Source organism: Pseudomonas sp. S30 (assembly GCF_016518545.1).
In the GTDB taxonomy this organism is placed as follows: domain Bacteria; phylum Pseudomonadota; class Gammaproteobacteria; order Pseudomonadales; family Pseudomonadaceae; genus Aquipseudomonas.
The window spans coordinates 193,874-213,505 of sequence record NZ_JACVTO010000008.1; the positions used below are offsets into that span (position 1 = coordinate 193,874).

A 19,632-nucleotide genomic window follows, 5' to 3' on the forward strand; every position below is an offset into this window, starting at 1 on the left:
GCAGCAGCCTGTGGAGCGGGTGCAATGGCGATGGCAGCCACTGACCGCCACGGTCAGTCGTTGCGCCACAGAAAAATACCGCGCAACAATCTAGAATATGTGCTCGTCATTGAGCCATAAAATCTCAATAGCACGGTTTATTTGAGCATTTATCTCAATTTTTTTCGGCCGCTTGCCAACCTTCGGTCCACTGGTTAGGGTTGATCCCATGAAAACCGCCACCGTCCTCATTCTGCTTCGTCAACACCGCAGCCTTTGCCTGGTCAGCGCACGACTACCCGGGTGAATCGCATCGCCCCGCCGCTTCGTCTCGTCATCGCTTGACAGGCCCGATCAGGCCGCACCTCTAAAGGATTGCTCCAATGACCATGCTCAAAGACCCTTCCAAGAAATACCGCGCCTTCCCCACCATCGACCTCCCGGACCGCACCTGGCCTTCCAAGGCAATCACCCAGGCGCCGATCTGGTGCAGCTCCGACCTGCGCGACGGTAACCAGTCGCTGATCGAGCCGATGGATGCGGAAAAGAAGCTGCGCTTCTGGAAGACCCTGGTGCAGGTTGGCGTCAAGGAGATCGAAGCGGCCTTCCCATCGGCTTCGCAGACCGACTTCGACTTCGTGCGCACACTGATCGAAGACGGCCACATTCCTGAGGACACCACCATCCAGGTGCTCACCCAGGCCCGCGAAGACCTCATCGAGCGCACCTTCGAATCGCTGCGCGGTGCCAAGAAGGCCATCGTCCACCTGTACAACGCCACCTGTCCGTCGTTCCGCCGCATCGTCTTCAACCAGGACAAGCAGGGCGTCAAGGACATCGCCGTGAATGCGGCCAAGCTGTTCGTCAAGTACGCTGCGCAGCAGCCGGACACCCAGTGGACCTTCCAGTACTCCCCTGAGACCTTCAGCGCCACGGAAATGGAGTTCGCCAAGGAAGTGTGCGACGCCGTGATCGCAGTGTGGAACCCGACGCCCGCGCACAAGATCATCCTCAACCTGCCAGCGACCGTCGAAGTGGCCACGCCCAACGTCTACGCCGACCAGATCGAATGGTTCTGCCGCAACGTCAGCCGTCGCGACAGCGTGATCATCAGTCTGCACACCCACAACGACCGGGGCACCGGCATCGCCGCTACCGAACTGGGTCTGATGGCCGGTGCCGACCGTGCCGAAGGCTGCCTGTTCGGCAACGGCGAGCGCACCGGCAACGTCGACCTGGTGACCCTGGCGCTGAACCTTTATACCCAGGGCATCGATCCGCAGCTGGACTTCTCCGACATCGATGGCGTGCGCAAGGTGGTGGAGGAGTGCAACCAACTGCCGGTACACCCGCGTCACCCTTATGTCGGCGATTTGGTGCACACCGCCTTCTCCGGCTCGCACCAGGATGCGATCCGCAAGGGCTTCGCCCAACAGAAGGACGGCGAACTGTGGGAAGTACCCTATCTGCCGATCGATCCAGCCGACATCGGCCGCAGCTACGAGGCGGTCATTCGCGTCAACAGCCAGTCCGGCAAGGGCGGTATCACCTATCTGCTGGAGCAGGAGTACGGCATCAGCCTGCCGCGCCGCATGCAGATCGAGTTCAGCCAGGTGGTGCAGGGCGAGACCGACCGCCTGGGCCTGGAAATGACCGCCCAGCAGATCTACAGCCTGCTGCACAAGGAGTACCTGCAAGCCAACGCGCCGTACGCGCTGGTCAGCCATCGCCTGCAGGAAGAGAACGGCAGCAGCGCCGTGGAAGTGGAAGTTGCCGGTGAAGGCGAAACCACCCTGCACTGGCGCGGCAAGGGCAACGGCGCCCTCGAGGCGCTGGTGGCCGGCCTGCCCGTCGCAGTGGAGATCATGGACTACAACGAGCACGCCATTGGCGCTGGCACCAACGCCAAGGCGGCAGCCTACATCGAACTGCGTGTGGCGGGTGGCCGTCCGGTGCATGGCGTGGGCATCGATGAAAACATCACCACGGCCAGCTTCAAGGCGCTGTTCAGTGCTCTGAACCGCTCACTGAGCCAGCAGACCGCCAAAGCGGCCTGAGCGTCACGGTGAAGCCAAGCCCGCATCTCTGGATGCGGGCTTTTTCGTTTCTGACAGGCGAAAAAAAGGGGCGCCGACCAAGCGCCCCACAAGCCGTGCAGCACACAACGAAAGCGGTATCAGCCCAGCAGGGCCATGGCCTCGGCGCTGCACGCCTCGATCCGCGCCCAGTCGCCATTCTTGACCCAGCTGCTGTCGAGCATCCAGGTGCCTCCCACGCACATCACGTTGGGCAGCGCCATGTAGTTGCGCGCGTTGCCAGGATTCACGCCGCCGGTAGGGCAGAAACGAATGTCGCCGAACGGGCCACCATAGGCCTTGATCGCGGCGATCCCGCCCACCACTTCCGCCGGGAACAGCTTGAAGCGGCGGTAGCCCAGGGCATAGCCGGCCATGATTTCCGACGGCGTGCTGATGCCAGGCAGCAGCGGAATGTCACTGCGCACACCGGCCTGGAGTACGTCGGCGGTGATGCCGGGGGTGACCACGAACTGGGCACCCGCCGCCTCGACGGCCGCGAACATCGCCGGGTCGAGTACGGTGCCCGCGCCGATGCACAGCTCCGGACGCTGCTCGCGCAGGACGCGAATCGCCTGGAGCCCGTGTTCGGAGCGCAAGGTCACCTCCAGGGTGCGGATCCCGCCGGCGGCCAGGGCATCGGCCAGCGGCAGGATGTCCTGCTCGCGAGCGATGGTGATCACCGGAAGGATGCGTGCCCGTGCGCAGATTTCATCGATGCGGGTGGCCTTCTCGGCCATGGAGCGCAGCGGTTGGGGGCGTTCAAGCGTGGTCATGACAGTGAATCCTTGGCTCATGGACACCAGTAGAGGTCCAGGGGGTCGTGAAGAAAGGCGCGAATCGGCATCTGGGTCGCATCATCGGCGGCCAGCGCAGCGCGCAGGGCGGCGAGTTTGCCAGGGCCCTGCACCGACAGCGCGGTAAAGGCGGCGCTGGACAGCAGCGCGCGGGACATCGAAAGGCGCTGGTGCGGCACGCTCGGCGCCAGCATCGCCAGACAGCGACGGGTGCTTTCGGGGTCGAGGCCTTCGGCCAGGTTCGGGCTGCCTGGGAACAGCGACGCGGTATGCCCGTCGTCGCCCATGCCCAGCACCAGGACATCGATGGGCGGCAGATCCGCCAGGGCCTGATCGGCGGCCTGCGCAGCAGCTTCGAGGGTCTCGGCCCGCTGGTAGAGCCCGAGCAGGCGAGCCTTGGCAGCCGGCCCCTTTAGCAGGTGGCGAGCCAGCAGACCGGCATTGCTGTCGGCATGTTCGACCGGCACCCAGCGTTCATCGGCCAGCGACACGGTGACCTGCGACCAGTCCAGCACCTGCGCGGACAGTTGTTCGAGGAAGACGACCGGGCTGCGGCCACCGGAGACCACCAGGCAGGCCCGGCCCTTCTCGGCCAGCGCCGCGCGCAGGCGTTCGGCGACATCAGCGGCCAGGGTCGCGGCCAGGCGCTTGCTGTCGGTCGATTCATGAAGCGTGACGTTCGTCGGCAGTGGCAGTTCAGATATCGCCATACCAGGCTCTCCCATCGCGAGTGATCAGTGCAATCGAGCTCATCGGGCCCCAGGAACCGGCCGCATAGGGCTTGGGCGCATCGCCGGCGTTCTTCCAGCCGGCGATCAACTGGTCGCACCAGGTCCAGGCATACTCGATCTCGTCCTTGCGCACGAACAGGTTCTGGTTGCCACGCATCACTTCGAGCAGCAGGCGCTCGTAGGCATCCGGAATCCTCGCACTGCGCCAGGTGTCGGAAAAATTCAGTTGAAGCGGGCCGCTGCGCAGGTGCATGCCCTTGTCCAACCCTTGCTCCTTGGTCATCACCCGCAGGGAAATGCCTTCATCCGGCTGCAAGCGGATGATCAGCTTGTTGCCGACCTGCAGGCGCTGCTCCGGTGCGAAGATGTAGTGCGGCGTTTCCTTGAAGTGGATGACGATCTGCGACAGCTTCTGCGGCATGCGCTTGCCGGTGCGCAGATAGAACGGCACGCCGGACCAGCGCCAGTTGCGGATGTCGGCGCGCAGGGCGACGAAGGTCTCGGCATCGCTCTGGGCGTTGGCGTTGTCTTCTTCCAGGTAGCCCGGCACCGGTTTGCCGTCGCTGTAGCCGGCGATGTACTGGCCGCGTACCACCCGCGTGCTGAGACCATCGCCGGTGATCGGCGCCAGGGCCTTGAGCACCTTGACCTTCTCGTCACGGATGCTGTCGGCGGAAAGATCGCTCGGGGGGTCCATGGCGATCAGACACAGCAGTTGCAGCAGATGATTCTGGATCATGTCGCGCAGCTGGCCAGCCTTGTCGAAATAGCCCCAACGCCCCTCGATACCGACCTTCTCGGCGACGGTGATCTCCACGTGGGAAATGGAATTCTGGTTCCACTGAGTCTCGAACAGACTGTTGGCGAAACGCAGGGCGATCAGGTTCTGCACCGTCTCCTTGCCCAGGTAGTGGTCGATGCGATAGACGCGACTTTCCGGAAAGAACCGCGCCACGGCGTCGTTGACGCGGCGGGAAGACTCCAGGTCGTGGCCGATGGGCTTCTCCAGCACCACCCGGGTACGTCCGGCCAGGCCGGCCTTGTCGAGGTTTTCGCAGATGGCGCCGTACACCGCAGCCGCCGTGGCGAAGTAGGCGATCAGCGGCAGGCCTTCGGCCACATGCTGGGCCAGCGTCGTGTAGCCTTCGGGCTGGACGAAGTCCAGGTGCAGGTAGGTCAGGCGTTGGACGAAGCGCTCGAGCACCGCCGGTTCGATGTCGGCATCGGGCACGAAGCGGCGCAGCTGCGATTCGATGGTAGCCAGGTGATCGTCGGCGCTGCCCGGCTCGCGGGCCAAGGCCAGCAGGCGCGTATCGGCATGTAGCAGGCCGGCTCGATCGAGCTGGTAGAGGGCAGGAAACAGCTTGCGCAGCGCCAGGTCGCCAAGGGCGCCGAACAGGGCGAAAGTGCAAGGTTCTACACTGATAGCAGCCATGATGTTGGTTCTTTTATTAAAGTGGACGTAGGAATACCGTTTTCAGCCATACATTTCAAGAAGGATGTAGTAAAAACAACAACATTACCCCCTCACACATGGGGCGAGTGGTATGACAAACTCGCCCCCAGTACGATAGACAACCCCTGCACCATGCCCGCTGTTCCCGCAGCCGGCCGAGTTTCCGACCAAGGACATCCCATGGACCGTGTGCGAAACCTCCTGGAACAGATCCAGGGACGCCTCGACGAGTTGAACAAGGCCGAGCGCAAAGTGGCCGAGGTCATCCTGCTCAATCCCCAGCAGGCCACCCGCTTCAGCATCGCCGCCCTGGCCCAGGCGGCCAAGGTCAGCGAGCCGACCGTCAATCGCTTCTGCCGCTCGTTCGGCGTCAGCGGCTACCCCGAGTTGAAGCTGCAACTGGCACAGAGCCTGGCCAGTGGCGCTGCCTACGTCAGCCGCGCGGTGGAAGCCGACGACGATCCAGCCGCCTACACCCAGAAGATCTTCGCCAGCGCCATCGCTTCCCTCGACAGTGCCTGCCAGCAGATCGACCCGCAGCAGGTCAGCCGCGCCGTGGACATGATGATCCAGGCCCGGCAGATCCATTTCTTCGGCCTGGGCGCCTCGGCGCCCGTGGCCATGGATGCCCAGCACAAGTTCTTCCGGTTCAACCTGGCCGTGTCGGCCCATCCGGACGTGCTCATGCAACGCATGCTGGCCTCGGTGGCGCACACCGGCGACCTGTTCGTGATCATTTCCTACACCGGGCGCACCCGCGAACTGGTCGAAGTGGCCCGCCAGGCCCGGGAGAACGGCGCCTCGGTGCTGGGCATCACGGCCGCCGGCTCGCCGTTGGCCAAGGCGTGCAGCATGAGCCTGCACCTGCCCTTGCCGGAAGACACCGACATCTACATGCCCATGACCTCGCGCATCATCCAGTTGACGGTGCTGGACGTTCTGGCCACCGGCATGACCTTGCGCCGCGGCTCGGACTTCCAGCCCCACTTGCGCAAGATCAAGGAAAGCCTCAACGCCAGCCGCTACCCGGCCCAGGACACCGACCTCAGTTGAGCCGATGGGCCTGCAAGCGCAAGCGGGCGCGTTGCCCTGGCGCCAGGCTCAGGCTCTGGCCACTGCCGCTGGCCGCCTCCACGCAGACGAAACCCTGGCTTTCGCGTCCGCTCACGCCCATCAGCGGTCGATTGCCCGGATGCCAGACCACGGTGTCGTCGCTGTCGCTGGTGTCGATGTACAGCTCGCGCTCCCAGGCCTGGTCGTGCAGCTGCACCTTCGGCGTCCCTGGGTAGACCTTCTGGCAGCCGCCCTTGAGGGTGAGCGCACCCTGCTCCCGGCAGGCCTGGCGGTTGAGTCGATCATAGCCCTGGATGTCTTCGAGGCCTGACAGCGCGATCTTCGAGACATCACTGATGCGCCAGAACGCCAGCAGCGCGTGGCTCAACTGGCAGGGCTGGCTGTCCTGGTGTTCGGTGCTCAGGCTCAGCTCCATGCTCGCGCCCAGTCGAGCGTGCAAGTCCACCTGCCAGTCGCACAGGTCGAGGCGCCAGGTGAGCCGGACGCCCTCCTCGTCCTCGCGGCTGTCCAGCAACTTCCAGTCCAGCAACCGACCCCAGCCATGGGCCGGCCACAAGTCTTCGCTGGGGTGACGGCCATACCAGGGCCAGCACACCGGCACGCCGCCACGGATCGCGCCGACCTGCGGCCACTGCTCGGCGCACCACAGCCAGGGCTTTTCACCGGTCGGCTGAAAGTGCAGCAACTGCGCGCCCTGGCGGCTGAACACGGCCTGGCAGCGAGGATGGTCGATGATCAGGACATCACGCTGCTGGTGCCGCTCCCACTCGAAAACCGGCCGCGGCCGTTGCGAGGTGAAGAAGCGTTGAAGCGGATGCTCGGACATTTTTCAGAAAACTCTTGTTGTTGAGACAGCGCTATCTTTGACCCGGAAAAACATCCACTGCCAGGCAGTGGATGTCGGGGGTGGGGATGCGGTGGCGTAAATTTACAACAATCGTTCCTAGGCTTTGTACGAAAAGTGCCTGCGCGACGATCATTCTGCGTTGAAAACAGGCTCGGAATGCTCATTTGCAGCCAGCAAACTCCGCTTCCTCGCCTGTTTTCGCCTTGTCTGATCGCCGCTCGGCGACTTTTCATACAAACCCTAGAATGACGACTGAATCTTCAGGCCCGCCACCAGCGCGTTGTCGACCTCGTCCACGGCGCCGGGGCTCTTGATGTACTGCAGGTTAGGTCGCACGGTCAGCCAGTTGGTGACGTGGAAGCCATAGTACAGCTCGGCGTTGTATTCGGTGCGTTGCAGCGGCAGGAAGGCCGGATTGTCGTAGTTGTCGATGCCGTTGAAGGCATTGATCTGCTCGGCGCGCTTCTTCACGTCGTCGTTGACATGGATGCGAGCGATGCCGAAGCCGATGTCGTCCTTGGGCCGCGAGTCGAAGGCGCCTTTGTAGACCATGCCCACCTGCTGGTAGTTGTCGACCACGTTGGTGGCCTTGTCGTGCACGGTGAAGTTGGCGAACAGGTCCAGGCCGCGACTGGCATCGCCGTTGTGTGCGGTGACTTGCTGCTGGGCCACGACCCACCAGCCATGTTTGCTGGAATGGGACTTGAAGTCGGTGCCGGAAATGCCTTGGGCATTACCATTGACGTCCTTGTACACGTCGGTGGCATCGGCGGTGCTGTAGTAGTAGCCCAGGCGGTATTCGCCCGGCAGGCCGTTGACCTTGGGCTGCCAGACCAGCTCCACCGGCAGGATCGCGCCCTTGGTGCCGCTGCCGCTGAGCTTGAAGCCGTTACCGGTCTCCAGGTTGGAGGGGTTCTGCTCGTAGGCGCCCACCTGGACGAAGAATTCCGGCGTGACGTTGTACTTGACCCGCAGTGCCCACTGGCTCACCGGCCAGTTGTACCAGATGCCGCCCACCCAGTTGCCCACCTGGGAGCCGCAGAACGCCAGGTTCTGGAAGTCGCACGGGAAGCTGTTGAAGTCCTCGCCCGGCCCGTAGCGGCCGAATTTCACGTCCAGCGCGCCGTCGAAGTACTTCTGCTTGACCCACATCTGCGTCAGCCGCCAGGTCTGGCCGCGGCCCCAGACCTCCTGCACCGAGCTGAACTGCCCGGCACGCGGATCGCTGATGCGATCGTTGGACAGGTTGCGACCGCTACGTTCGGTGATCGCCAGCTTGAACTCGGCGTCGTGCCAGCCCAGGATCTTCTGCAGGTCCAGGTGCGCGCCCAGGGCGAACTGATCGCTGTAGCGGGCGGTGCGGTCGTGGTTGTAGCCCCCGCGCAGGTTGCCGGCCACTTCGCCGACGTAGTCGACGGTGAAGTCATAGCCCTTGTCCAGCAACTCGGTGCGGGTGCCGCCCCAGTCGCCGGTCATCCATTTCGACTCGCTGGAGAAGGCCTCGGCCGCGTGTGCTCCGGTGCTGCCGAACAACGCCAGCAGGGTCAGCGACCCGAGCATCCTGATGTTTCTACGATGTTCCATCCGTTGGTTCCTCTTTTCTTGTTATCGATGGGTTGCTTGCTTCAACGTCCCTTGAAACGTGCCACGTTGTCCTTGAAGGACGAATCGGCCAGGCGCAGATCCAGGCGCTCGCCGCTGTCGGCGTCGAACAGCAGGACCCGCGCCGGGTCGAACTGCAGGTTGAGGCTGTCGCCGACGCGGCAGGCGACATCCGGCGCCAGTCGGCAGCAGACCTTGGTCTGGTTGAGGGTGGCGAACACCAGCAGGTCGGGACCGGTAGGCTCGAGCACCTGCACCTCGGCGCGCACGGCAGGCAGCCCGTTGCCTTCGGCTGCGCCCAGGGCGATCTGCTCGGGACGCACGCCAAGGATCACCTCACGCCCTTCCAAGGCCGGGTCAAGGGCGCCCAGCGGCAGTTCGCAGCGGCCCTGGCCGCTATCGAGCCAGGCACACAGGCGACCGTCCTCGCGCACGATGCGCACCGGAATGAAGTTCATCGGCGGCGAACCGATGAAGCTGGCGACGAACAGGTTGGCCGGATCGTTGTAGATCTGCTGCGGCGTACCGAACTGCTGGATGATGCCGTCCTTCATCACCGCGACCTTGTCGCCCAGGGTCATGGCCTCGATCTGGTCGTGGGTCACGTACACCGTGGTGGTCTTCAGGCGCTGGTGCATCAGTTTCATTTCGGTGCGCATCTCCACCCGCAGCTTGGCGTCGAGGTTGGACAGCGGCTCGTCGAACAGGTAGATCTTCGGTCGCCGCGCCAGCGCCCGGCCCATGGCCACGCGTTGCTGCTGGCCGCCCGAGAGCTGGCTGGGCTTGCGCGACAGCAGGTGCTCGATCTGCAGCAGCTTGGCCACCCGCGCGACCTCTTCGTCGATCCCCGCCTGGGGCATCTTGCGGATCTTCAGGCCGAACTCGATGTTCTCCCGCACGCTCATGGTCGGATACAGGGCGTAGGACTGGAACACCATGGCGATGTCGCGATCCTTCGGGCTCATGCCGCTGACGTCCTGGCCGTCGATCAGGATCGCACCGCCGGTGATCTGCTCCAGGCCGGCGATGCAGTTCATCAAGGTGGACTTGCCGCAGCCGGAAGGGCCGACCAGGATCAGGAATTCGCCATCGCCGATGGCCAGCTGGATGTCCTTGAGGGTGTCCGGCAGGCCGCTGCCGTAGGTCTTGTTTACATTGCGAAGTTCGAGCGTTGCCATGACTTACCCCTTGACTGCGCCGGCGGTCAGACCGCGCACGAAATACTTGCCCGCCACCACATAAACCACCAGCGTCGGCAGCGCGGCGATCATCGCGGCAGCCATGTCGACGTTGTATTCCTTGGCACCGGTGCTGGTGTTGACCAGGTTGTTCAGGGCCACGGTGATCGGTTGCGAGTCGCCGCTGGAGAACACCACGCCGAACAGGAAGTCGTTCCAGATCTGAGTGAACTGCCAGATCAGGCAGACCATGATGATCGGCGTGGACATCGGCAGGATGATGCGCCGGAAGATGGTGAAGAACCCTGCGCCATCCAGACGCGCCGCCTTGACCAGCGCCTCGGGAATGCTCACGTAGTAGTTGCGGAAGAACAGCGTGGTGAAGGCCAGGCCGTAGACCACATGCACCAGCACCAGCCCCGAGGTGGTGCTGGCCAGGCCCAGCTTGCCGAGGGTGAACGAGGCGGGCAGCAGGACGGTCTGGAACGGCAGGAAGCAGCCGAACAGCAACAGGCCGAAGAACAGCTGCGAGCCCCGAAAGCGCCACATCGACAGCACGTAGCCATTCAGCGCACCGATCGCGGTGGAAATCAGCACTGCGGGCACGGTGATCAGCACCGAGTTGAGGAAATAGCCGTTGACCGTGGCCCAGGCCTTGCTCCAGCCGATGGTGGTGAACACCTGTGGCCAGCTCAGCAGGTTGCCGGTGCCGATGTCTTCCGGGGTCTTGAAGCTGGTCAACAGCATGACCACCAACGGCACCAGGTACATCAGCACCGCCAGCAGCAGCACCGCGTGGATGGCCAGCCGGCTCAGGCTCAGGCCGGGTTTGGCGACGACATCAGTCATGGCGCTTGCTCCTGAGCTCGGAATACAGGTAAGGCACGAGAATCGCCAGGATCGCCCCGAGCATGAGGATCGCACTGGCCGAGCCCATGCCCATCTGCCCGCGGCTGAAGGTGAACGAATACATGAACATCGCTGGCAGGTCGGAGGAATAGCCAGGGCCGCCTGCGGTCATCGCCGCCACCAGGTCGAAGCTCTTGATGGCGATGTGCGAGAGGATCATCAGCGAACTGAAGAACACCGGACGCAGGCTGGGCAGTACCACGCTCCAATAGATGCGCGGCAGGCTGGCGCCATCGATCTGCGCGGCGCGGATGATCGACGGGTCGACGCCGCGAAGCCCGGCGAGGAACATCGCCATGATGAAGCCCGAGGCCTGCCACACGGCGGCGATGACCAGGCAGTAGACCACGCGATCGGGGTCGATCAGCCAGTCGAAGCGAAAGCCGTCCCAGCCCCAGTCGCGCAGCAGCTTGTCCAGCCCCATGCCAGGGTTGAGCAGCCACTTCCAGGCGGTACCGGTGACGATCATCGACAGCGCCATGGGGTACAGGTAAATGGTGCGGATCACGCCCTCGCGGCGGATGCGTTGGTCGAGGAAGATCGCCAGCAGCACGCCGATCACCAGGGTCACGCCGATGAACAGGCCACCGAAGACCAGCAGGTTCTTGCTCGCCACCCACCAGCGGTCGTTGTCGTACAGACGCATGTACTGGGCCAGCCCTGCCCACTTGTAGGTGGGGAGGAAGGTGGAGGTGGTGAACGACAGGACGAAAGTCCACAGGATGTAGCCGTAGAAGCCCACCAGCACGATGAACATGCTCGGCGCCAGCACCAGCTTGGGCAGCCAGCGCTGCAGCGCGTCCAGGGGTGAGGCCCGCAGGCGGGCGGTGGTCGTGGTCATGACTGAGTTACCCAGAAGAAGGAAAGCACGACCCATGCAGGCGCGGCGGCCAAGTGCGGTCACCGTGGGTCGATGGACCCGCCGAGTCGCCGCGCCTGCAGGGCTGTCACTCGTCTAGCGAGTGGTTACTTGGCAGCCTTCACCGCCGCGTTGAGCTTCTTCGCCGCATCGGCCGCATCGGCTTTCGGGTCGTTGATGTAGTTGGTCACCACATCGAAGAAGGCGCCCTGCACGGCGAGCGTGGTCGCCATGTTGTGCGCCATGCTCGGTTGCAGGCCACCGGACTTGGCATCGGCCAGGAAGTCCTTTGCCGAGGTCTGGGCGCAGCTGTCGAAGCCGTACTTGTCCATGTGCTCGAGCATGTCGTTACGCACCGGTATAGAGCCCTTGTTGATGCTGAAGGTCTTCTGGAAGTCCTCGCCCAGCACCTTGCGCGCGATGTCCTGCTGACCCAGGGCGGTGCCCTTGTCCTTCTGCTTGAACACCGCCAGCGAGTCGATGTTGTACAGGAAGCCCTGGCCGGTGCCGGGGAACGGCACGCACTGGTAGTCCTTGCCCGCGACTTTCTTGGCCAGGGTCCATTCGCTCTTGGCCCAGTCGCCCATGATCTGCATGCCAGCCTTGCCGTTGATCACCTTGGCGGCCTCCAGGTTCCAGTCCTGGCCCTTGCCGTCCGGGTCCATGTAACTGGCGACCTTCTTCAGCTCGGTGAGCGCCTTGATCATCTCGGGACCGGTCAGGGTCTTCTCGTCCAGGTCCACCAGGGCCTTCTTGTAGCCGTCCACGCCCATCACCGCCAGCACCACGTTCTCGAACACGGTGCTGTCCTGCCAGGGCTGGCCGCCATGGGCCAGGGGAATGAAGCCGGCGGCCTTGAGCTTGTCGGCGGCGGCGTAGAAGGCTTCGAGGGTGGTCGGCGGCTCGCTGATGCCAGCCTTCTTGAACACTTCGGGGTTGATCCACAGCCAGTTGATGCGGTGGATGTTCACCGGTACGGCGACGTAGTCACCGTCGTACTTGACGGTGTCGGCGACTTTCTTGTCGAGCAGGGTGTCCCACTTCTCTTCCTTGGCCACGTCCTTGAGCACGTCGGTGTCGAGCAGGCCAGTGGCGGCCCAGTCCTGGATGTCCGGCCCCTTGATCTGGGCGACACCGGGCGGGTTGCCGGCCACGGCGCGGCTCTTGAGCACGGTCATCGCGGTGGCACCACCACCGCCGGCGACGGCGCCGTCCTTCCAGGTGAAGCCGTCTTTCTCGACCTGTGCCTTGAGCACGTCGACGGCGGCTTTCTCGCCACCGGAGGTCCACCAGTGAACTACCTCGACGGTGCCCTTGGAGTCGGCAGCCAAGGCACTGAGCGGCATGAGGGAGGCGAGGGAAATGGCAGCAGCCAGACGGAGCTTGGAATTCATTGGAGTACCTTGTTCTTGTTATGCGGGGCAAGTCGTTCGCTTGCGTTGCATCGATTCTAGTAAGCAGGTCCACCGCTTCAGGTAACGAAGCGACGCCTGAATGTCATCATCTGGTTACATTCGACCGAGCCAGCGCCGTGGCCAGGCTTGGCGCCAATGCCAGGCGCGGCAGCAGGACCGCCTGGTAGGCATGATACAGGTCCGGCTTGCCGCTCCAGATGCTCGTGCCAGGGCGGTTCTGCAGGTCCAGCTCATGGTGCCAGCTGCCCGCGTGGCGATCGATGAAATGCGCGTCGATGAAGTCCCAGAAGCGCCGATACCACTGCTCGTACTCGCGCTCGCCGGTGCGGCGCAGCAATGCGGCGGCCGTGGCGCAAGCTTCGGCGTGGGTCCAGTGCAGGCGCGCGCGCACCACCGGGCGCTGCTGCCAGTCCAGGGTGTAGACCAGGCCCGGCGCGCCATCGGCGTGCCAGGCCTGGCGACAGGCGCTGGCGAACAACCCACGGGCCGACGCGACGAGCCAGCTCGGCACGCTCAGACCCGCCCGGCGACGGGCCGCCTCCAGGTGCAACAGCAGCCGCGCCCACTCGAACGCATGGCCTGGGGTGGTGCCGAACGGCCGGAAGCCATCGGCCGGATGATCGCTGTTGTAGTCGGGCAAAGGCTGCCAGGCCGCGTCGAAATGCTCGATCACGGCATGGTCGGGAGCGGCGGCGGGATCGCGAATGATCCGCTCGGCGATGCGCAAGGCGCGGTCCAGCCAATGAGGCTGAGCGGTGACATCGGCCAGGGCGAGAAACGCCTCGGTGGCGTGCATGTTGCTGTTGGCGCCGCGATAGGCTTCGCCGTGCGACCAGTCCTGGTGGTAGGACTCACGCAGCGCGCCCTCCTCCTCGCTCCAGAAGTGCGCGTCGATCACCTCGATGGCTTCGGCCAGCAGCGCCTGCGCCCCGACCGCGCCTGCCACCACCGCCGAGCTGGCGGCCAGGGCGACGAAGGCATGCAGGTAGGCGGTCTTGGTGCGCGGCGCCCGGGCCTGGGCATCGATGAACCAGCCGCCGTGGCGCGCATCGCGCAGTGGCCCGTCGCGCAGGGCCGCCACGCCATGCTCGACCAGCGGCAGGCAGCCGGGAATGCCTTGCACATGGGCCAGGGCGAAGCAGTGGGTCATGCGGGTGGTGTTCAGGGTGTCGGCGAAGGCATCCGGCGCCAGGGAGCCCTGCGCATCGAGCGCGCCGAAACCGTCGGGCAGGCGCGAGGCCTTGGCGAAGGTCACCAGGCGCAGGCCCTCGGTGTCCAGCCAGGCGTGGTGAACCGGGGCGTCGAGCCAACTGCCGGGAGCAAGAGCGATACTGTCCATCGGTGGTATCAATCCGTGCCAGTGACAGGTCGGGATGCCTGTCGTCTGCGGATTCTAGCCAGCCTCCCTGGCGTGCAGGTCACGAAGGCCGGCGCGAATGTCACCGAATCGTGACAGCGTCGTCACGCCTGCTGGCGGGTCAGTCGATTACCCGCGGCAGGTACAGGGTCACGCGCAGACCGCCCTCGCGCAGGTTCAACAGGCTCACTTCGCCGCCGTGGCTGTGGGCGATGTTGCGCGCGATGCCCAGGCCCAAGCCATAGCCCTGCTGCTGGGGCGAGAGACGGAAATGCGGCTCGAACACCTGTTCCAGACGTTGTTCGGGCACCCCCGGCCCCTGGTCGTCGACCTGCAGGACGAAGCCCTCGTGGCTGTCGATGATGCGCAGGTGTGCACGCTCACCGTACTTGATGGCGTTGTCGATGAGGTTGGCGATGCAGCGGCGCAGTGCCAGCGGCTTGCCGTGATAGGGCGCCAGCGCACGGCCTTCCACGGTGATGCGGCCATCGCGCAGGTAGGGTTCGGCGAGAAACTCCAGCACCTGGTTCAGATCCACCGGCTCGATGTTCTCGTGGATGTCGGTGTCCTTCACGCATTGCAACGCCCCTTTGACCAACAGCTCCAGCTCGTCGAGGTCGCGACTGAACTTGGCCTGCAAGTGTTCGTCCTCCAGCAGCTCTACCCGCAGGCGCAGGCGCGTGATGGGGGTGCGCAGGTCGTGGGAAATGGCGCTGAACAGCTGTGAGCGTTCGGTGAGGTAGCGGCTGATACGCTCGCGCATGGCGTTGAACGCACGGCCCACCTCCACCACTTCGCTGCCCCCGGCCTCGGCCACCGGCGGCACCTCGGCGCCCAGGGACATCTCCCGCGCCGTGCGCGCCAGACGCTTGAGCGGCAGGCTCTGCCAGTGCACCAGCAGGCCGATGAACAGCAGCAGCAAGGCGGTGGTGAGGACGATGAAGCCGATCTGCTGGCGCGGCAGCCTTTGCGGTTCGAGGCCCGTGTAGGGCTCGGGCAGCAGGGAAGCGATGTACAGCCACTCGCCTTCGCCCAGGCGGATCTGGGTCACCAGTACCGGTGGGTTGAGCGGCTCGAGGGTCAAGGCGTAGTGCGCCCAGGAACGCGGCAGCTCGTCGAGCTTCAGGCCACTGTTGAAGATGCGCAGGTCCTCGGGCCGTACGAATTCCACGGATATCTCCATGCCCTGACCGAGGCGCTCGTGCAGCACCCGGCGAACTTCATCGATCACCGCCGCCTTGCGCGCGGTGATCGCAAGCACCGGCATGTCCAGCGGCTTGTCGTTGAGCGAGACGAAGAACCGCGTGCCGCCCATGCTGCGCAACTGGTCCAGGACCATCGGCCGGTATGCCACCGGCAGCGAGCGGAAGTAACTGACGCTGGCGCTCATGGAATGGGCCAGACTGCTGGCGCTGGCGCGCAGGCCCTGCACCTGGCTGGCACGCAACTGGGCGAGCCAGATCAGGCTCGACAACCCCTGGGCGATCAGCACCACCAGCAAGGTGAGCAGCAGCATGCGGCCCAGCAACGAGCGCGGCAGCAGGCGCCAGCGCCGTTCGACGCCCGCGTCAGCCGGCACTGCTGACATTCGCCGCGAGCAAGTAGCCGCTGCCACGCACGGTGCGGATCAACCGCGGTGGCTTTTCGGTGTCACGCAAGCGCTGGCGCAGGCGGCTCACCGCCATGTCGACGATACGGTCCAGCGGCATGGGTTCGCGCCCGCGGGTGGCGTTGCCGATGGTGTCGCGGTCGAGGATCTGCTGCGGGTGGTCGAGGAACAGCTTGAGCAAGGCGAAGTCCGCGCCGGAAAGGATCACTTCTTCGCCATCGCGGTGAAACAGCCGGTGGCTGACCGTGTCCAGGCGCCAGTCCTCGAACGCCAGCACCGCGCTGCCTGGGCTCGCCGTGGCGAAGTCGCAGCGGCGCAGCAGGGCCTTGATGCGCGCCTGCAGCTCGCGCGGGCTGAATGGCTTGCCCAGGTAATCGTCGGCGCCCAGTTCCAGGCCGATGATGCGGTCGGTCTCGTCCGAGCTTGCGGTCAGCATGATGATCGGCACCCGCGCATGACGCGGATGCTGGCGTACCCAGCGACACAGGCTGAAGCCGTCCTCGTCGGGCAGCATCACGTCGAGGATCACCAGGTCGTAGGCGCCGGCCTCCAGGGCACGGCGAAAGCCCTGGCCGTCGGCCTCGGCCTGCACCTGCAGGCCCGAGCGGCTGAGGTAGGTTTGCAACAGTTCGCGAATGTCCTGATCGTCGTCGACCATCAAGATCGTCTTGCCGGCAGTGCTCACAATGAGATCCCTGTGGTGGGGGCAGGTCTTGGCGCCTGCTGAGGGCATTGTACAAGCGCTGGGGCCTGTGTGGGGCAAGTCCGACCGGCATCGCGCGGTCCTGGCTCGCCCCACGCGACCGCTCAGTGGTCCAGCACCTGCTGCAAGGCGACGCCCGCACCCAGCAACCCGGAGAACTCCGCAGTGACCAGCCATACCGGTACGCCGGGGAAGTAGCCGCTCATGCAGCCCTTGTCGGCGAAGCTGGCGGCGAAGCCGCTGCGCAGGAACAGCTCGGCGAAGCGCGGGATCACCCCACCGACGATGTACACACCGCCACGGGCCCCCAGGGTCAGCACGTTGTTGCCGGCCACCCGCCCGAGGAAGCGCGAGAACTGCTCGACCACCGCCAGCGCGCGCGGCTCGCCACCCAGCGCGGCATCGGTGATCTGCGCCGGAGTCTTGTGCTGCGGCGTGGCGCCGTCGAGCGCGCAGATGGCCTGGTACAGGCGCACCAGGCCGCCGCCGCTGAGCACGGTCTCGGCGCTGACGTGGCCGATCTGGCTGTGGATCTGCTGATGGATGGCGGCCTCGCGCGCATTGCCCACGGGCAGGTCGACGTGCCCTCCCTCGCCGGGCAGCGCCATCCAGTGCTTGTTCAGGCTGAGCAGGGTGCCCACGCCCAGGCCGGTGCCAGGGCCGATGATCAGCGCCGGGCGGGCGTCATCGGCCTGACCCGGACAGACTTCGACGAACTCGCCCGGTTTGAGCCGGGTCATGCCCAGGGCCATGGCCGAGAAGTCGTTGAGCATCAGCAGGCGCTGCACCTGCAATGCCTGGCAGAAGGCCGTGCGGTTGAGCCGCCAATGGTTGTTGGTGAAGCGGAAATCATCGCCTTCCACAGGGCCGGCCACCGACAGGCACACATCCGAAATGCCGCCCCGGGCGATGCCCTGCTCCTTCAGATAGGCCTCGATGGCCTGCTCGGGGCTGGAGTAATCCGCCGTGGCGAACACCTGCACCGCGTGCAGGTCATTGTCGCGCCACAGGGCAAAGCGTGCGTTGGTACCGCCGATGTCGCCGACCAGCAAGGCCTTCATTTGAATCGCTCCAAAGCCGAGGTAAAGGCGCTGGCGCCCTGCTCTGCCGGGCTGAATGCCATGCGCATGAAGCCGAACAGCTCGCGGCCGCAGCCCAGGTCGTTGCCCAGGGGTGCATCGGGCTGATCGCGCCCGGCCAGTTCCTCGGCCGAGACCTTCAGCTGCAGCGTGCCTTCGACACCGTCGACGCGCACGATATCACCATCGCGCACCTTTGCCAGCGGGCCACCGTCGAAGGCTTCTGGGCACACGTGGATGGCCGCCGGGATCTTGCCTGAAGCGCCGGACATGCGCCCGTCGGTCACCAGCGCCACCTTGTAGCCGCGATCCTGCAGCACGCCGAGGAATGGCGTGAGCTTGTGCAGCTCGGGCATACCGTTGCAGCGCGGCCCCTGGAAGCGCACCACGGCGACGAAATCGCGCTCCAGTTCGCCGGCCTTGAACGCCTCGGCCAGCGACTGCTGGTCGTGGAAGATTCGCGCCGGGGCCTCGACCACCTGGTGCTCGGGCGCCACGGCAGAGACCTTCATCACGCCACGGCCCAGGTTGCCTTCCATCACCCGCAGGCCGCCCTCGGCCGAGAACGGCCGCGCCACCGGCCGCAGGATGTTTTCGTCCAGGCTCTGGCGCGGGCCTTCGCGCCACACCAGACGACCGTCCTCGAGGAAGGGCTCCTGGGTATAGCGACGCAGGCCGCGCCCGGCCACGGTGTTGACGTCTTCGTGCAGCAGCCCGGCATCGAGCAGCTCGCGAATCAGGAAGCTCATCCCACCAGCGGCCTGGAAGTGATTGATGTCGGCCTTGCCGTTGGGATAGACGTGGGACAGGGTCGGCACCACCTCGGACAGCTCGGCCATGTCCTGCCAGGTCAGCTGGATACCGGCGGCCTGGGCAATGGCCGGGATGTGCAAGGTGTGGTTGGTCGAGCCCCCGGTGGCGTGCAGGGCGACGATCGAGTTGACCAGCGCCTTCTCGTCGACGATTTCGCCCAGCGGCATGAAGCTGCCGCTGGCCTTGGTCATGCGCGTGACCTGCTGCGCCGCCTCGGCGGTGAGGGCGTCGCGCAACGGGGTGTAGGGATTGACGAACGAGGCGCCCGGCAGGTGCAGGCCCATCACCTCCATGACCAGCTGGTTGGTGTTGGCGGTGCCGTAGAAGGTGCAGGTGCCAGGGCTGTGGTAGGACTTCATTTCCGATTCCAGCAGTTCCTCGCGGCTGGCCTTGCCTTCGGCGTAGCGCTGGCGCACGTCGGCCTTTTCCTTGTTGGAAATGCCCGAGGGCATCGGCCCGCCCGGCACGAAGACGGTCGGCAGGTGGCCGAAGCGCAAGGCGCCCATCATCAGGCCTGGCACGATCTTGTCGCAGATGCCGAGCATCAACGCGGCATCGAACATGTTGTGCGACAGCGCGATGGCAGTGGACATGGCGATCACCTCGCGGCTGGCGATCGCCAGCTCCATGCCCGGCTCGCCCTGGGTCACGCCGTCGCACATGGCCGGCACGCCACCAGCGAACTGGCCGACCGAGCCGACCTCGCGCAGGGCCTGCTTGATCTGTTCGGGGAAGTGCAGGTACGGCTGGTGCGCCGACAGCATGTCGTTGTAGGCCGAGACGATGGCCACGTTGGCCGCGTTCATCATGCGCAGGCTCTGCTTGTCCTGGCTGCCACACCCGGCCACGCCGTGGGCGAAGTTGGCGCATTGCAGGCTGGCGCGCATCGGTCCTTCGCTGGCCGCGCCGCGGATGAGCTCGAGGTAGCGTTCACGGGTGGCACGGCTGCGTTCGGTCAACCGGGCGGTGACCTCGAGGATGCGCGGATGCATGTACTGGACTCCAGGCTAGGGTAAGGGCGATCTGAACCGACGGCGGCGCTGGCGGGCTTGGCAACCTAGGCTTGAAGGCAGGGTGCGGGAGGTCGTCAGCGCTTGAGCTCGATCACTCGTTGTAGATTTACAAAAATATTGCCACTAAAAATGCTTG

The 19,632-nt window shown here is 65.0% G+C and carries 16 protein-coding genes; 2 read left to right on the forward strand and 14 right to left on the reverse strand.

Annotated elements, in window-relative coordinates; genetic code table 11:
• Positions 1–362 precede the first annotated feature (362 nt).
• Positions 363–2,036 carry a 2-isopropylmalate synthase gene (gene leuA / locus IAE34_RS11705; protein ID WP_200139116.1) on the forward strand — a complete coding sequence of 558 codons (1,674 nt, stop codon included), beginning with the start codon at positions 363–365 and terminating at the stop codon, positions 2,034–2,036.
• Positions 2,037–2,155: 119 nt separating this feature from the next.
• On the opposite strand, the gene IAE34_RS11710 is transcribed toward leuA, so the two are convergent.
• Genes IAE34_RS11710 through zwf form a run of 3 tightly spaced genes read right to left on the reverse strand, consistent with a single transcriptional unit; the run spans position 2,156 to position 5,017 of the window.
• Positions 2,156–2,830: a bifunctional 4-hydroxy-2-oxoglutarate aldolase/2-dehydro-3-deoxy-phosphogluconate aldolase gene (locus tag IAE34_RS11710; RefSeq protein ID WP_200139117.1), complete on the reverse strand. Its 675-nt coding sequence runs from the start codon at positions 2,828–2,830 to the stop codon at positions 2,156–2,158.
• A 17-nt stretch (positions 2,831–2,847) separates the two neighbouring features.
• On the reverse strand, positions 2,848–3,561 hold the full coding sequence (gene pgl / locus IAE34_RS11715; protein ID WP_200139118.1) for a 6-phosphogluconolactonase: 714 nt from the start codon (positions 3,559–3,561) through the stop codon (positions 2,848–2,850).
• Complete coding sequence (gene zwf / locus IAE34_RS11720) at positions 3,548–5,017, reverse strand: glucose-6-phosphate dehydrogenase (protein ID WP_200139119.1); 1,470 nt, start codon at positions 5,015–5,017, stop codon at positions 3,548–3,550. The genes pgl and zwf overlap by 14 nt, the downstream gene beginning before the upstream one ends.
• Before the next feature lie 210 nt (positions 5,018–5,227).
• Between zwf and hexR the strand changes: the two genes are divergently transcribed.
• The gene (gene hexR / locus IAE34_RS11725; protein WP_200139156.1) at positions 5,228–6,091 is read left to right on the forward strand and encodes a DNA-binding transcriptional regulator HexR; all 864 of its coding nucleotides are present in this window, start codon (positions 5,228–5,230) and stop codon (positions 6,089–6,091) included.
• Here the strand turns inward: hexR and IAE34_RS11730 are convergent.
• The 11 genes from IAE34_RS11730 to edd all read right to left on the reverse strand — a co-directional run bounded on the left by IAE34_RS11730 (position 6,084) and on the right by edd (position 19,475).
• Complete coding sequence (locus tag IAE34_RS11730; protein WP_200139120.1) at positions 6,084–6,938, reverse strand: D-hexose-6-phosphate mutarotase; 855 nt, start codon at positions 6,936–6,938, stop codon at positions 6,084–6,086. The genes hexR and IAE34_RS11730 overlap by 8 nt on opposite strands.
• A 261-nt stretch (positions 6,939–7,199) precedes the next feature.
• Complete coding sequence (locus tag IAE34_RS11735) at positions 7,200–8,519, reverse strand: carbohydrate porin (protein ID WP_233631106.1); 1,320 nt, start codon at positions 8,517–8,519, stop codon at positions 7,200–7,202.
• 65 nt (positions 8,520–8,584) lie between these two features.
• Positions 8,585–9,739, reverse strand: a complete 1,155-nt coding sequence (locus tag IAE34_RS11740; RefSeq protein ID WP_200139122.1) for an ABC transporter ATP-binding protein — start codon at positions 9,737–9,739, stop codon at positions 8,585–8,587.
• 3 nt (positions 9,740–9,742) lie between these two features.
• Positions 9,743–10,588, reverse strand: a complete 846-nt coding sequence (locus IAE34_RS11745; protein WP_200139123.1) for a carbohydrate ABC transporter permease — start codon at positions 10,586–10,588, stop codon at positions 9,743–9,745.
• The gene (locus IAE34_RS11750) at positions 10,581–11,489 is read right to left on the reverse strand and encodes a carbohydrate ABC transporter permease (protein ID WP_200139124.1); all 909 of its coding nucleotides are present in this window, start codon (positions 11,487–11,489) and stop codon (positions 10,581–10,583) included. Before IAE34_RS11750 ends, IAE34_RS11745 begins: the two co-directional genes overlap by 8 nt.
• A gap of 125 nt (positions 11,490–11,614) precedes the next feature.
• Positions 11,615–12,901 carry an ABC transporter substrate-binding protein gene (locus IAE34_RS11755; protein ID WP_200139125.1) on the reverse strand — a complete coding sequence of 429 codons (1,287 nt, stop codon included), beginning with the start codon at positions 12,899–12,901 and terminating at the stop codon, positions 11,615–11,617.
• Between the two features lie 106 nt (positions 12,902–13,007).
• On the reverse strand, positions 13,008–14,261 hold the full coding sequence (locus IAE34_RS11760; RefSeq protein ID WP_200139126.1) for a D-mannose isomerase: 1,254 nt from the start codon (positions 14,259–14,261) through the stop codon (positions 13,008–13,010).
• 139 nt (positions 14,262–14,400) lie between these two features.
• Positions 14,401–15,795, reverse strand: coding sequence for an ATP-binding protein (locus IAE34_RS11765; protein WP_442793225.1), 1,395 nt, complete (start codon positions 15,793–15,795; stop codon positions 14,401–14,403).
• A gap of 52 nt (positions 15,796–15,847) precedes the next feature.
• Positions 15,848–16,621 (reverse strand): response regulator, encoded by a 774-nt coding sequence (locus IAE34_RS11770; protein ID WP_442793222.1) that lies wholly within the window; start codon positions 16,619–16,621, stop codon positions 15,848–15,850.
• Positions 16,622–16,695: 74 nt separating this feature from the next.
• Positions 16,696–17,652 carry a glucokinase gene (locus IAE34_RS11775; RefSeq protein ID WP_200139128.1) on the reverse strand — a complete coding sequence of 319 codons (957 nt, stop codon included), beginning with the start codon at positions 17,650–17,652 and terminating at the stop codon, positions 16,696–16,698.
• Entirely contained in the window at positions 17,649–19,475 is a 1,827-nt protein-coding gene (gene edd / locus IAE34_RS11780; protein ID WP_200139129.1) for a phosphogluconate dehydratase, read from the reverse strand. Before edd ends, IAE34_RS11775 begins: the two co-directional genes overlap by 4 nt.
• Positions 19,476–19,632: the final 157 nt, after the last annotated feature.